Genomic DNA, 13,731 nt, shown 5'->3' on the forward strand with positions numbered 1-13,731 from the left:
GGAGCACCGGCTATGATGGGCGGAAACAGTAGCCAATGAGATCAGACTGACACGATACGTCTTCACTTGACGGCGATGCCCGGCGACGTGTTCTGTATCGTAGCCAGTGAGTTTTTAATCTGAATTCAGGGTAAGTATACATAGTTATATATCAATATCTTTAGTTGCATAAACCTATCATCTCTTTTATAATCTGCCTAACAAATCGATGCTGTAACAACGTAAGGTATTAAGGTATATCCATCATGCATCGCGGGGTTGCACTTCTCCTGGAACCGGATCACACACGCCGGATGAACCTGATACATACTTTGCATCAATGGTACTGGGCCGTGCTCAATGTAACCAATCTCGACATGGCCACCCACATTGTCCAGCATTGTGTGGTGCCATTGTGCATTCTACATCTCTCCGATCTGGAACATACTTCCGCAGCGCTATCGCGCTTCCTCGCCACGGTATCGGCAGACCAAACCGTCATTATGCTGGTCGATGACTCGCCGGCACCGCTGCGCCCACCGCAATCATCGGCCCACGTGATGTGGATGCCCACTACACCGATGGACATTACCCCAGATACCACTATGCTCGCAGTCGTGCGCGAGCTGGCCTATCGCCTTGATCTGGTGCCAGCACCGCAGCAGCAGCCAGTCTTTCGCCTCGACCCCATCCAGAAGCGCGTGCAGATCGATGATCGGGTGATTACGCTCAGCGAGAGCGAACTGATCATCCTTGACTACCTGTACCAGGCGAATGGCCGTATCTGCACCTTTCTCGAGATCGCCCGGTTGCTGTATCCACGACTGCATGTCTACGACACCGATGAACTGCGCCGGCTGATTGGCAGCCGGATACAGCGCTTGCGACGCAAGCTCGAAGCTGATCCTGCCGCCCCACGGTATCTGCACCTGGTTCGTGGGGTCGGCTTTCGGCTCGTGATCGCGCCGCTGGAGCCAGCCGGATCACACGAGGTTGAGATACCGGTCTCTGAAGAAGCGATACGTGACGGAGCACTACCATAGTTCCTATCGCCACATGGCTTTTGCCAGCAACGCATGTCCAGTTCAGGCACGCGCCACGGGATATTCCTGGAGGAGCTACGACGTAACACGACACGGCGCCACTCGATGCACACGTCGTCGCACGAGACGCTGCTCTGAGACAGGTTGCGTTTCCTGCTACTGATGAGCGGTCCTTGTACTGCTCGTCTGGTATTACACTCCAGGTTGCTTCCTTACGTACCGCTACGACCCGCTGTGCTCTCGTTGCCTCTGTGGTGCACCTCTCGCCACAGAGACTCAGAGGATGTCTATAAGCACTCCGGGTTGCTCCTGATAGGTTCTCTCTCACCCGCTATGCTCTCGGTGCCTCTGTGGTGCACCTCTCACCAAAGAGACACCGAGGACACATATGGATCGCAGCTATTCAGCCAGCAAGTAGTGCTCCTTCTCCAGGATCACGATTCACCTGATGTTTACCCACAACGGCTATCCGGTCGAGTTCGTCGTTACCTCAGGCAGCTACAGCGATACCGTCAGCCTGGAGGATGCTTCCTTCGATTACCTAGATGTACGTGCTGAGGCCGGCATCTGCGTGCTCCCGGTCCTCAGAAAAATGCCAGGTGTCCCGTGCCACCGTGGCTAGCTCTTTGCCGTCGTCCTCTCGCACGTCCGTCAAGCGGACCGGCAGCTTGCTTAGAACGCTCTTGCCCTCATTGATCCCTGCGGTTACGCCATAAGACATTGAGCGCAACCGTCGTGTTGTTCATCCTGGTAGTCGGCCTCCGTGAGCTGCTACAGCATAAGAGCAACGGGTGAATAACGCATATCGCACCGTCGGCAGCACCTCAGCGGTATATGGCGCAAATCGCAACAAGCCACATCCATAGCAAGAGAACATTTACGTGCTGATACCAGTTGTGGTATAGCTATCATCGGTATCGTTTTACGTAGGGAAATTCATTCAGAATCCGGACTGCCTGGATTACCCCCACTCAAGACGGTTATTGCCGGTCATGGACAAGCGGTACAGTCCATACACACTGCGTACATAATACTGAGTAGATATTGATAATGAGTCCAATCTATCTATGCCAAAAATATTTGACTCCCATTCCATATCGATCAATATCGACGTGGAATTTATATATTTAATGATTGTGAGGCACGAGTATATACTATCAAAAACATGAATTGCGTAGCGACAGGTAGTACTAAATATTGGTAGGAGTTATGGTTGATTGCAAGTTTCGTCGAATTATTGTATGATTAGCCCCATACACAATGAATTCATCACGAGGTTGTCATCATGTTCCATGGAACCGCTCTCCTGGTTGAGCGTGATTCGCACCGCCGTGATGCCCTGATTTGTGGCCTGAGCCAGTCGTATTGGGCTATTTTGGCGGTGAGTGACCCTGCAATTGCGCTTCATTGTTTGGAAACACGCACCTTTGATCTGTTGATTTTCAATGTAGACCTGTTATCGTCGGTCCACTGGCGCATAGCAGCAAGGTATGTGCAACAATGCCCGAATGTGATCACCATATGGTACAACGGGAGTTCCCCCTCTCCATGCTATCAATCACACCTGTCGGAACGTGGTGGATCGGGTTCTGTCCAGGCGATCATCGACCACATCCAACAGCAAGTAGCGCTGCACGCAGCACAAAAGCGGAAACACCTCGCCGAACCACAGGCGCAGGCGACCTATGAGGTACCGGTACCATTGCTGGTCGATCCCTATCAAGGGAGCGTCTTTATTGCCGACACCGTCATTAAAGTGAGCAAAGGTGACATTGCCCTCTTACGTTGTCTTGCCGAGTCACCGCACCAGAAAGCGTCATTTGAAGCACTGGCTGCGGTTCTGTATCCGCATGCATTCTCGCGCTCGGAAGCCCGCGAGCTAATCAAAGCGCGTATCCACTATCTGCGCCAAAAGCTGGAGGTTGACCCAGACAAACCGGTTATTTGTTCGATTCGTGGATTTGGTTATGCATTACGCTCGCCGGTGGCTTTTTTGCCGGAGCAGCAACGACGATGAAACGAGGGAACCCGGCAGTAGAGATACGCTCGTGATCGAGGAATACGATGTCGGTGTGCGGAATGATGGTAACCTCGCATCAACGCAATGAGCGCTCGCTATCATGAAAGGTATTTGCTCAGGCAGACAAATGCTTTTCTGTAGACAGTACGTTATACAAATTGTGGTTGGCTCATGTTCAAACTCGGTGCAATAGGGGACTACGCAGCCCTTACACCGCAGTAAACACCGATGGTTGACCGTTTTGAGATGTGCGCAGTGCACTGTAGTTAAGGGGCTATTGCTATCTGCAAGCGTTAACTTGTCCGAGCTGTGGGTGTGGTATAGCTCCCCGTTGTAGCTCTTAGTTGGTTTGGCTGCACCACTTTTTTTGAACAGGAGCCATTGTGATTATATTGTTGTTGTGGTCTTGTGCAAGATTGTCGTGCTGCGAAAGGAAGAACTGGTGGGTGCCTGTCACACACAAGCCTCCACAGCATGGGGTATCTCCAAAGAATGGATCCACGTCAGGATTGGCAGTCCGGGCAGCTTGAGAGAATTGGAATACCGTGGATACGGCGTGGCAGGTAGCACATCGAAAATAGTTTCGAGCGATGCGTGCATCCAGTGTAGCGACATCCCCTATCAGCGAGTTTAGGAGCGGACAGAACTTGCAAAAGGACACGTGAGATAGGGTTTGAGGGCGAACTGAAAGCCCTCTCCACACGCTCCTCTACTGCAATAAGGGATAAGGAGCGTGTGGAGAGCAACGCTGGTGATTCCTGATAGGAACACTAGAGGCTTTACCTATGGCTTCCTGATGTGGTAGAAGACGTGTTCGATCAAATATTCTGTCCGCTCCTGAACGGTTCGGGAGATTCGGGAACCCGCGGCCTGCTTCAGGGCTTCCCCATGCGGCAAAAGCTGCGTTAGCTCATATTTTCTATCCGTCCATGAATATAGCACAAGGATGGAGTTGACTCGACTCGCCATTGAGCATGTGCGAGTACCGGTAATCTTACGATAATCCAAGTTGCCACCTTACGTCACTACAGCGGTGCTGGTCGTTGAGCGCTACGGGGGAGGTGTGGAACACGGATGGACGCGGGTGAGGCGGATGAACGCGGATAGATCGTCACCCAAGGTGCCACCTTATACCACCACAGAGACACGGCGGATAGGCATACCAGATGTGCGTGACGTAGTGCGTTTACAGAACTGGCTGCTACCCAAACGATGCATACCGGTCAGGCACGCTGCACAATGTTGTGCGCAGCGTCGTGTTGTTCATCATAGCAGGTAGTCTTTCGTGGCCTGCTCACAGTGCAGGTGGCAACTTGGGTTGCGATACATTTATACCAGCCAGATTTATCGGCCAGGCATCTGGCGCAAAATCTGCTGACGCTCTTCAGCGGTTACCAGACCAAAACTATCACCACGGTTGAGATAGACAATCTCCTCATTCTTGATACCAACAATCAAATCTGACAGACCGTCACTATTCATATCAGCCAGACGCATCGTGATCGGTGTCAGATCCTCATTTGCACCAACCAGATACGGACCTACGATTGTTCGGGTCTTGTTCACATCACCACCGGGAATCTCGAGAATAAGCACCTGACGGTCAAGATTCATTGCGATCAGACGGGTAGGACCGACTGTCTCCTCGGCCCGCCCCACTTCTGCCGTGAGATGGAATGTACGTGGTCGTCCGTATCTCCAATCATCGAGTAGCGTCTGCCCCCACCCAACAAGAGCGCTCACCAATACGTACAGGGCAAGAACTGCCAGCAGACCGGTGACGATGTATGCAGAATTGCCGAGTGCCGGCCTGGGCACGGCAATCGAAGACATTCGACGTGGTGAGCGGATTTCACGACTGGTCACTGCCATGGCGGGCCTCCTCTGAAATACACGCTTAGAACAAAAGTTCAATCGCTCACTTGTTCGGAATTATAACAGAGGCGTATTGAGCTGTCAAGAACTTTTGTGCTGAATTTTAGCACGATAGGTTGAATGAATCTCTTGTACCCGACACACCGACTTTTGCGTGGGACACTTCTGTCCCTTACAGAAGACAGCCATTGGATGCAAATTGTCAAACACTAGATAATTTCTTGCGCATGCCACATACGACAGGTATACTACAGCAAACAGGTGTAGAATTGCATTCTGCTGGCTGTACGTATCACAACAGATAGCCCATCTCGATGCCCCTTGTACTTGTTGCATAAGCTTTACATCGAACTGTTCACAAAAGACACGCCATCATTGTATCCACTACAAATCAGTTATGTTTTTCCCCTGGAGAACGCCAAGTAATCGGATTATACGGAGGTAAAATGGCTATACGTATATTCGCTCTGAATATCGAAGAAGTGCTAGAAAACTGGGAAGTCGAGCAGCCCCTACGCGAAATCATTGCAACGTATTAGGGAGGAAAAGCCAATGAGTTCACCACGCATTACTCGCCCCCACTTCCCGCCGGGATACGTCGAACGTGCTAGAGAATTGCTACCCTGGAGTCATGTCGAACAACGCCTGACTCACGCCATCAATTACTGGTTATGCACGGTACGGCCAGATGGCCGTCCGCATGCTGTGCCCAAGTGGGCGGTCTGGGTGGATGGCAAGCTCTACTTTGACGGCAGCCCGGCAACACGCCACGCGCGAAACATTGCGACAAACCCTCACGTTGTGATTCATCTGGAAAGCGGCGAGGATGTTGTGATTGTCGAAGGGATTGCCCGTGCCATCGACACACCTGCCCCTGAAGTAGCCACCCTCGTAGCGCAAGCCTATACAACGAAATACGCTACGATGGGCTATGCGCCTGATCCCCATCAGTGGGATAACGGTGGCCTGTTCGCAATTACTCCCCACACGGTCATTGCCTGGACAGCATTCACTGAAGACCCGACGAAGTTTGTCTTGTGACTCCGGAATGATAGGATCAGGAGTTACGCAGTTCCCGACTGATGGTGTATACGTGAGGCGATAACCCGTGTCCGCGTTTGTTGCACTCGTCGCTCCGTCTCCCGTGTTCCTGGTTGATGATGGAGGTGTGCGCTGATGAACCCACCGAAAGGTGACGAACTGGATTATATCCACGTTCTCGTCGTAGCGCAGCACGTGGTCAGCACCACAGCAGCAGCACGCTGCCATCTGGGAGATCCCACAAACGATCCGGCGCATGATGCCTAGACGCGTCTGCTGCACCGGTGTCGTTCGGATGGCACCACCTTGTGGGAAGAGGTTCGCCCTTGTGTGTCGGTGACCACGGGCTGCTCGATGATCGACGACACGACGCTGGACACGCCGTAGCGCCGGGCGATGGAGCTGGTCACGCGCCAGTGGTCGGGCAACCATCAGCGAGTCGTCGTGGGTATCAATCTGATCAGGATGCTGTGGACTGATGGGAATGCCCACCTGCCCGGTGACTTCCGTATCGACGACAACGCACACGACGGGTTGACCAAGAACGACCACGTTCGGACGATGGTGCAGGCAGCGGCCGCACGCGGGTTTCAACCTCGCCTGCTTGCCTTCGACCGCTGGTATGCCAGCCTGGAGAACCTGAACCTGGTGCGCTCGCTGCCCTGGCAGTGGCTGACCCACCTGAACGCCAATCGCCTGGTTGATCCTGATGGGTCGGGCAACCGACTGATCAGGGACGTACCGATTCCGTCTGTGGGCACAATCGTGCATCTAAAGAGCTATGGCTTCATCAAGGTGGTCGCGATGGCCACCCCAGACGGTGGCAGTGACGACTGGGCCACAAGCGACCTGGCGATGGGTGCTGACCAGTGGGCGGAGTACGCCCGATACCGGTGGCTGATCGAAGCGTCCCAGCGCGGTAGTACGCAGGACTGCGGCATCGAACGCGCCCAGCCCCGCGCCGCCCGTGCCCAGCGGAATCCTATCGATCTGGCGCTTCGGGCCTTCCTCCGCCTGGAATGTCACCGGTTGCGGACAGGCACGTCATGGTTTGAGGCCAAAGCCGCCATTGTCCGTGAGGCAATACGGGCCTACCTGGCCCATCCATGCTATACCCAGCTCTCAACTACGTAACTCCTGACTATCATAATGCACCACCAATCGACGGCAAGTATCCATCCAACTGAAGCACTATTCCACATCCCAACGTTGACGGTAGTCTGCGTCAAGACGGGCCGAACGTCCACATTTGGGCCGGATTGCGCGTGTGTCGCGCAATCCGGCCACCTTCCCATCCCGCACGCAGAAAACATCTACTCTCCGGACGTGTCGGTGTTTGCCGTCCTGTTCAACCTACCGATAGAGCCAGCACACCACACAGCGATCCTCCACAAGCAAAGCTTTCCTCAATTTCATAAGGTTGCGTGGGGCGAGGCGGCAAAGAAACGCTCCCGGAAGGCACGGACGGTTACCTGTCCCGCGTAACGCTCGCCATCTGTCGTTGGATAGGTGTTTTCAAATACACAGTCATCGGTCATTGCGGCTATCATGGCGTCAACATCATGCCGGTTGCTGGCATCGTTGAAGCGTTGAATCACTTCAAGCGGGGATGTCGTCAGCATATCTGCATGCATGGTGTCGGATATGGTTATTCACCTCCTTTATTCTTTTAGTCGCCGGACGATGTCTGCAAGTTCGATCAACACATTCAGTTCATCACCGGCAACCCAGGCGTCGAGTCCCGGCTGCATGATTGCTACATCTCCTGGACCAAATTCCATCTCGGTACCGTCATCCATGCGGATTCGTTGACGACCTGTGAGGAAGATCTTCACATGGAATCGCTGACAACTTTCCCCGCCAACGACAGGCTTGACGTTCTTCGACCATTGCCAGCCAGGTTTAAGGGTTTCGCGGTAGAATGTCAGCCTTCCGACAGTGATCACATCAATCTTGCCGTTCTCGAGTGACCGCTGCGCCTTGTCGGGAACATCGGTTTTTGCCTATGATGTTCTCAATCTGGTTGGTCATAAGCCTTCTCCTTGCCTGATTGAGATGAGTTCTACGGCAATGGTTAGTGTTAACGAAACATGTCTAGCCAGCCCTCCGTCCTGAAATTCTCGATCAAGGCGCCGGTGAGCGTGCGAATTGCCTCTACGCTCAACGCTGCTCGCCGACAATCTTCCAGCCGGAGATCACCGTGCAATGGAACTTTCAGTATCACTGATCACCAGGCTTTACTACTGGCAGCCCGGCATCGATCCATGCCTGCACACCGCCTTCGAGAATCTGCACATTGGTGAAGCCCATCTCATGGAGCAGTCCGCCGCCCAACGCGCCTAACGGCCCAAGGCCACAGGTGGTCACGATAGGTCTGGCATGGTCGGCCAGCCGGGGGTCGCGCCAGTCTTCCGGGGCTGTGTGATCAGCCGCGTAGGTCAGTGTGCCGTAAGAAAGATTGATGGCGCCGGGGATCGCACCGGTCTGGGCGACTTCTGCTGCGTCGCGCACATCAATGATGAGCAAGTCTGGCTCTCTTTTCAAGCGGCGGTGAAGATCGGCGGCTTTGATAGTTGGCACGCTGCGATAGGCTGCGTCGACCATGGCTTGAAAGGTTTTCGGCGGCGGCGGCCAGGCTGGCAGCGCACCGAGCTGTTGCAGCAGGCTCAACGCATCGACCAGTATGCGACTATCGACAAACTTGCCATCGACGACATGATCGATAGTCCAGGCCGCCACCTTGACAGCGCGATGGGTGGGAGGGATGCCCAGAAATTCGCCGCGGTGCGTGCCCGTCCAGGTCGAGCGCGCCATCACATACTCCCCCTCGGCCACCATCTCCTCATTCACCCATACGAGATCAGGGAAGGCCTTGAAGAAAGATTCGCCAAGAAAGGCTTTGAGGCCGGCAGCTCCGGGACCCTGACCAGGTAAGGGGTCAAGTTCAACATAATCGGGCGGGCAGATTTCATCGATCACAGCCAGATTCTTGTCATTGAGCACCTCTTTGACGAAGCGACGGATCACAGATTTTGCATCATGGGGCGACATGGGCTTTCTCCTTATGGTAGGTCTGCGCGAAGATCGCATCAATCACCTTGATCGTGCCTTTATTCCAGACTTGAAACTCACGATTGACAAGCTCTTTGATCGGTTACGTTGACATGAATTCCTCCTTATTTAAGGACCTATCTTGCTATATAGAGTGTTTTCCTTCCTCTGTTTGCAGAGCCTTACAAACCGGTTGACAGTAGTTCAAACGCCGTAGAAGAGGTGCAGCGCCAATTTCCCGCGCCGCTTTGTCAACCCTTAACCATCAGCAACACGAACCAACCAGATACGTAGAGTGAGGAGATGATGACGCCAAGCTCGGTTGCACTGAGCCAGGGAATACGCCGCTGGAAAAAACTCTGTCGTATGGGCTTTATTTGTCGGTCAGTCGGATCAAAGTATTCGGTGGCGATCGCTCCGGTATACGTCCACGTCTTCAGTTCAGGCGGAACTTGAACAGCCCGAATCCCATCGAATGCCGCATCTTGAGTAAGCAAGAAATGGGCATGGGCTATTTGCCGTCGGTAGACGTCCACCAGATAGTTGTCGGTCGCCGCAAATTGATTCCAACAGATACTCATGACGATGCCCAGAATGCTGGCAAGCAACCACAGCTCTAGGGTACTCTGGGCAACGGCGATAGCAAAGAGACCGGTGTTGATTGTCAAGAAGAAGTTGAAACGGATCCACATTCGGCTTAAATGGTCTTTGAGATAGTTCACTCGTAGCTCATATTCTCGCTGCAAATAGTCTCTTGGTAAGAATGCCATTTCCAATCCTTCTATGTGCAGTACTTGCACCATCCACCGGCAAGTACACGCCAGCAAAATATCTCACCATACTACGTAAACCCATCCATATGCATTGACGCTGCTGTAGGCTCGCCACGTAAACACGCCAATGGTAATCACCAGGACGACGGTCAACCACGATGGGAAGGATATCCACACGTGCACGCCAGGCATTGCAATCGTGATCACAACAACTATGCAGATCAAGGCCATGCGCTTGCGGCGTAAGCGAAAGGCGTCAATCTGTCGGTCGAGGTCATGAGGCACAGGATTGCCGCCTGCCCGCACGAACAGCGCGTTAATACGCGGCTGGAGAAGCGCATGGACGTATGTCAACAGTCCAGCAATGATCAGGAGAAGCAGAAGCTTGAGTCCGAGGATCGGGTTGATTGTCAGTCCTTCATCCCCATTCCTCTCAGCAGCACTGGCACCAGTCCTGATACGAGAGCAGTGTCTTGACACATGACAAGCGAGGGGTCGATATAAGTACCTACCCGCCTGCCCAACGGCAGCCCCAATCAGATGCGTTAATTGACGGCGACGAGAGTGCAGCAGGGACACACCATCGGAATAGAAGTGAGGGTATGGATAATCTTCAGCACGCTAACAACGGTCTCTACACGCTACCCTCACTTGTTCCTGCCAACCCAGACATATGCGACCTTCTGATTGCGTACAACGATAGCACAGACCCACTTGCCTTTTTTGCCATTTCTTGCCAAAACGGCGAGGCAACGTGGTGTAAGGTGCGCTATAATCTGCACCATCACGGTTCTTGTTCGCGAAAGGATGTGTCCTGTGTCTGCAACAGATGTTGCGTTGGACACCTGCACCACGTGTGGAGAGGCGTTAAGGTTATTGCGCCGTCGCGCTCGCCTGTCGCAACGCGAACTCTCGATCGCTACCGGCTACAGCGAATCGCACATTAGCCGCATCGAAAATAACGAACGTCCTCTCGACCGTCATTCGCTGCTGGCGCTCTTTGTGCCGGCCTTACAACTCCAGGCGGAGCCGGAGACGGTGGCGCGTTGGCTAGCCCTTTGCACATCTACACCCTCGTCTCGGTCTGAGAGCGCCCGATCAACAGAGTCCACCTTTGCTGAGTCGCCTGCGTACTCACCCACACCGGCGCTGCCGCTCCAACTTACCTCCTTTATTGGGCGTATCGAAGAGGTGTCAGAGGTGTGCACTCTCTTGCAGCGCCCAGATGTGCGCCTCCTCTCCTTCACTGGCATTGGCGGCTGTGGCAAAACCAGATTGGCGCTGCGTGTGGCGGAAATGGTGGCACCTGGTTACGCACACGGCGTGCATTGGGTCGAGCTTGCGGCGTTGGAGCAGCCGCATGTGCTGCCACAACTTATGCTCGAACGCTGGCAATTACGTTGCGGCGCCACCGATCATCCGCTCGATGTATTGAGCAACTTTGTGAGTAACCGGCGCATGTTGCTTGTCCTGGATAATTGCGAACACCTTATAGAAGCGGTTGCGACTCTAGTGCTGAAGTTGTTGCAGCGATGCCCGTCACTGCAGATCCTGGCAACCAGCCGCGAGATTCTGTCTGTACCGGGTGAAGTTCATTACCACGTTCAGCCGCTGTCCCTTCCTCCAGTCTGGCGCAGCAGTTCCCCTTCCGCCACCGAGATCATGCGGTATGAAGCGATCCAACTCTTCGTAGCGCGCAGTCAGGCTGTCTTTCCCGCCTTTACTTTGACTGACACCAATGCGGCGGCAGTGGCCGCCATCTGCCAGCGGCTCGACGGTATCCCGCTCGGAATCGAACTGGCGGCAGCGTGGATGTCCACCCTGGCGCCGCAGCAGCTTGCAGAGCATCTGCAAATGGACTTCAGCTTGCTGGTGGATCAACGTCGCAGTGTATTGCCCCGCCACCAGACGTTGCGTGCCGCCATCGAATGGAGCTATCGCCTCCTTACCGACCCCGAACGTACACTGTTGCGCTATCTGGCTGTCTTGCGCGGCACCTGGTCGCTGGCAATCGCAGAAGCAATTGCCGGCGAAGCGGGATTTAGCGCCACCCATCAACTGTTGTACATACTTAATCGCCTGGTCAGCAAGTCGCTCATTACGGTCGATCATCGGAACGAAGGTGAAGCGTGGTATCGACTGCTGGAGCCGCTACGCGAGTACCTTCTGACAATGCTAAGCGAGGAAGAAGAAGCCCGCATTCAGCAACATCGTCTGCGCTATTACGCGCATCTTGTAGAAACGGCGGAGGCGGGTTTATCCGGCGCTTTGCAACAATCGTGGTTGGATCGGATGGAGCGTGAACACGACAATTTACGCGCCGCCCTAAGTTGGGGCTGCGATCACGCCGGGGTACCAGCCCAACTTGCCGCGTTGCTGGCATCCCGCATCTGGCGCTTCTGGTTGGTGCGTGGCTATTATTGCGAGGGGCGCCGCTGGCTAGAGGAAATGCTCACGCGTACTGCTCCATCCGGGCAGGTGCGCATCCGCCTGTTGTATGGCGCTGGCGTGCTCGCACGGCTCCAGCTCGATCTGGACGCTGCGGCTCGATTTGCCGGGGAGCAACTGCAACTGGCAGCAGAACTGAATGACCTGCGCGGCCTTGCCGATGGCTATGGGGTCATGGGATGGATCGAGGCGTTTCAAGGCAACCTGCAAGAGGCGACGCGATTCTTTGAGCAGCGACTGCTCATCTCCCGTCAACTCAACTATCAGCGTGGAATTGCCTATGCCTTGCGCGGCCTGGGCGAAAGCGCAACAGCACAAGCCAATTATCGAGAGGCAGGTGCTTATTTACAGGAAGCACTGAGCATCTTTACCGAATTGGGCGACCGTCGGTACATCGCGCAAATCTGGCGGGACTTTGGCCGTCTTGCTTACCACGAAGATGATCTGGAATCTGCCATCACAGCATTTCAGTCCAGCCTGGCAATCTATCAGGAGGTGGCTGATGCGCATAGTGTGGCCGAGTTGTTGCTCGATCTGTCTCGGCTTGCCCTTGCCAATCATGATTTGGCAGCCGCCGTTGCCCACCAGGCTGCCGCCGATCGCTTGATCGAGGACACAATCGATCGCCAACTCCGTTGCGCATCTGACCTCAATCGTGCGCGAATCGCCCTCCACCAGCAAGATGTCCCGGCGGCCAGGGAGTATCTGAAAGAGGCGCTGCAGATTCTGGCGGTGCTTCATGATCGACCCGCCATGATAACGGGTATCGAACTGTCGGCTGCCGTTGCGCTGGCTATGCAAGAGCCGGTACACGCTCTCTGCCTGTGGAGTGCAGCCAGACGTTTTCGCCAGGGAAGCGGTCTGTGGGCACCTCGCTTCGAATCTCGCTGGACGCAACAGGAGATCGATACGCTTCGTCTGCGCATGCCGCCGGACGACTTCAGCGCTTTCTGGCAAATCGGTCAGGTATGGCCGCTAGAGCAGGCTGTAACTCAGGCACACATCCTCCTGGTTGGGCGATCCTGATCTGTACTCGGATCACGGATGACTTTGACTCACAACACGCCATTAAAGAACTACCCCCGAAAGCGAGGCAGGGTAGGGCGTATCGCACGGCACCGCTGGATGCAGTGCAATCACGACACGCTCGCAACCCATTACTCTGGCGCTACACCTGAACGCAACTGCCCGTGAAGCGGTTCGTGTGCTGGTGACAAACTTCCAGCGATTCACCGGTGACACCCTGACAGTGCGCCGATACAAGACTGACAACCCACACGATGCACAGTGGAGTCAATATTTGATATAGTTCGGTATTCATGCACCAGCCAGACAGTACCGGGGAGGAGCTGACTGCAAGCCACGTGTACACCCATCTTCAAGCGCGGGATGCGCCTGGCCCAGCGGTGCCTGCCCGGTCCTGGTTGCCGGCGATGGTGGACGGGTTCACACGGACGATCTCGGTGCGGTTCCTGCCGATGTTTCCTGCATGCGCCTGACC

10 protein-coding genes and 1 pseudogene are annotated in these 13,731 nt (G+C 54.5%); 5 read left to right on the forward strand and 6 right to left on the reverse strand.

All coding sequences use genetic code 11. From position 1 onward, the window contains the following. The first annotated feature begins 245 nt into the window (after positions 1–245). Positions 246–1,022 carry a winged helix-turn-helix domain-containing protein gene (locus CAUR_RS03095; protein ID WP_012256494.1) on the forward strand — a complete coding sequence of 259 codons (777 nt, stop codon included), beginning with the start codon at positions 246–248 and terminating at the stop codon, positions 1,020–1,022. A gap of 1,285 nt (positions 1,023–2,307) precedes the next feature. Then, positions 2,308–3,039 (forward strand): winged helix-turn-helix domain-containing protein, encoded by a 732-nt coding sequence (locus tag CAUR_RS03100; protein ID WP_012256495.1) that lies wholly within the window; start codon positions 2,308–2,310, stop codon positions 3,037–3,039. A 1,347-nt stretch (positions 3,040–4,386) separates the two neighbouring features. On the opposite strand, the gene CAUR_RS03105 is transcribed toward CAUR_RS03100, so the two are convergent. After that, a complete protein-coding gene (locus CAUR_RS03105; RefSeq protein ID WP_012256496.1) occupies positions 4,387–4,914 on the reverse strand; it encodes a hypothetical protein in 528 nt (175 codons plus the stop codon). A gap of 555 nt (positions 4,915–5,469) precedes the next feature. On the opposite strand from CAUR_RS03105, the gene CAUR_RS03110 reads away from it, so the two are divergent. After that, positions 5,470–5,958 (forward strand): pyridoxamine 5'-phosphate oxidase family protein, encoded by a 489-nt coding sequence (locus CAUR_RS03110; protein WP_012256497.1) that lies wholly within the window; start codon positions 5,470–5,472, stop codon positions 5,956–5,958. A 135-nt stretch (positions 5,959–6,093) separates the two neighbouring features. Next, positions 6,094–7,092: pseudogene (locus tag CAUR_RS03115) on the forward strand (IS701 family transposase). 278 nt (positions 7,093–7,370) lie between these two features. Here CAUR_RS03115 and CAUR_RS03120 read toward each other — a convergent pair. The 5 genes from CAUR_RS03120 to CAUR_RS03140 form a co-directional block, all read right to left on the reverse strand. Then, positions 7,371–7,580: a nuclear transport factor 2 family protein gene (locus CAUR_RS03120; protein ID WP_157866370.1), complete on the reverse strand. Its 210-nt coding sequence runs from the start codon at positions 7,578–7,580 to the stop codon at positions 7,371–7,373. Between the two features lie 39 nt (positions 7,581–7,619). Next, positions 7,620–7,904, reverse strand: coding sequence for a cupin domain-containing protein (locus tag CAUR_RS03125; RefSeq protein ID WP_012256498.1), 285 nt, complete (start codon positions 7,902–7,904; stop codon positions 7,620–7,622). A 134-nt stretch (positions 7,905–8,038) separates the two neighbouring features. Then, positions 8,039–8,182 (reverse strand): hypothetical protein, encoded by a 144-nt coding sequence (locus CAUR_RS03130; protein ID WP_157866372.1) that lies wholly within the window; start codon positions 8,180–8,182, stop codon positions 8,039–8,041. Next, a complete protein-coding gene (locus CAUR_RS03135) occupies positions 8,179–9,009 on the reverse strand; it encodes an ester cyclase (RefSeq protein ID WP_012256499.1) in 831 nt (276 codons plus the stop codon). The genes CAUR_RS03130 and CAUR_RS03135 overlap by 4 nt, the downstream gene beginning before the upstream one ends. Before the next feature lie 251 nt (positions 9,010–9,260). Further along, positions 9,261–9,779 carry a RipA family octameric membrane protein gene (locus CAUR_RS03140; RefSeq protein ID WP_012256500.1) on the reverse strand — a complete coding sequence of 173 codons (519 nt, stop codon included), beginning with the start codon at positions 9,777–9,779 and terminating at the stop codon, positions 9,261–9,263. 810 nt (positions 9,780–10,589) lie between these two features. On the opposite strand from CAUR_RS03140, the gene CAUR_RS03150 reads away from it, so the two are divergent. Beyond that, entirely contained in the window at positions 10,590–13,256 is a 2,667-nt protein-coding gene (locus CAUR_RS03150) for a tetratricopeptide repeat protein (RefSeq protein ID WP_012256502.1), read from the forward strand. The last annotated feature ends 475 nt before the right edge of the window (positions 13,257–13,731 follow it).

The organism is Chloroflexus aurantiacus J-10-fl (assembly GCF_000018865.1).
Classification (GTDB): domain Bacteria; phylum Chloroflexota; class Chloroflexia; order Chloroflexales; family Chloroflexaceae; genus Chloroflexus; species Chloroflexus aurantiacus.

Excerpts from the sequence above, each read along its gene's own strand:
- CAUR_RS03135 (WP_012256499.1), bottom strand. The coding sequence starts at position 9,009 with ATGTCGCCCCATGATGCAAAATCTGTGATCCGTCGCTTCGTCAAAGAG.
- CAUR_RS03095 (WP_012256494.1), top strand. The coding sequence starts at position 246 with ATGCATCGCGGGGTTGCACTTCTCCTGGAACCGGATCACACACGCCGG.
- CAUR_RS03150 (WP_012256502.1), top strand. The coding sequence starts at position 10,590 with ATGTGTCCTGTGTCTGCAACAGATGTTGCGTTGGACACCTGCACCACG.
- CAUR_RS03100 (WP_012256495.1), top strand. The coding sequence starts at position 2,308 with ATGTTCCATGGAACCGCTCTCCTGGTTGAGCGTGATTCGCACCGCCGT.
- CAUR_RS03105 (WP_012256496.1), bottom strand. The coding sequence starts at position 4,914 with ATGGCAGTGACCAGTCGTGAAATCCGCTCACCACGTCGAATGTCTTCG.
- CAUR_RS03110 (WP_012256497.1), top strand. The coding sequence starts at position 5,470 with ATGAGTTCACCACGCATTACTCGCCCCCACTTCCCGCCGGGATACGTC.
- CAUR_RS03140 (WP_012256500.1), bottom strand. The coding sequence starts at position 9,779 with ATGGCATTCTTACCAAGAGACTATTTGCAGCGAGAATATGAGCTACGA.
- CAUR_RS03120 (WP_157866370.1), bottom strand. The coding sequence starts at position 7,580 with ATGCTGACGACATCCCCGCTTGAAGTGATTCAACGCTTCAACGATGCC.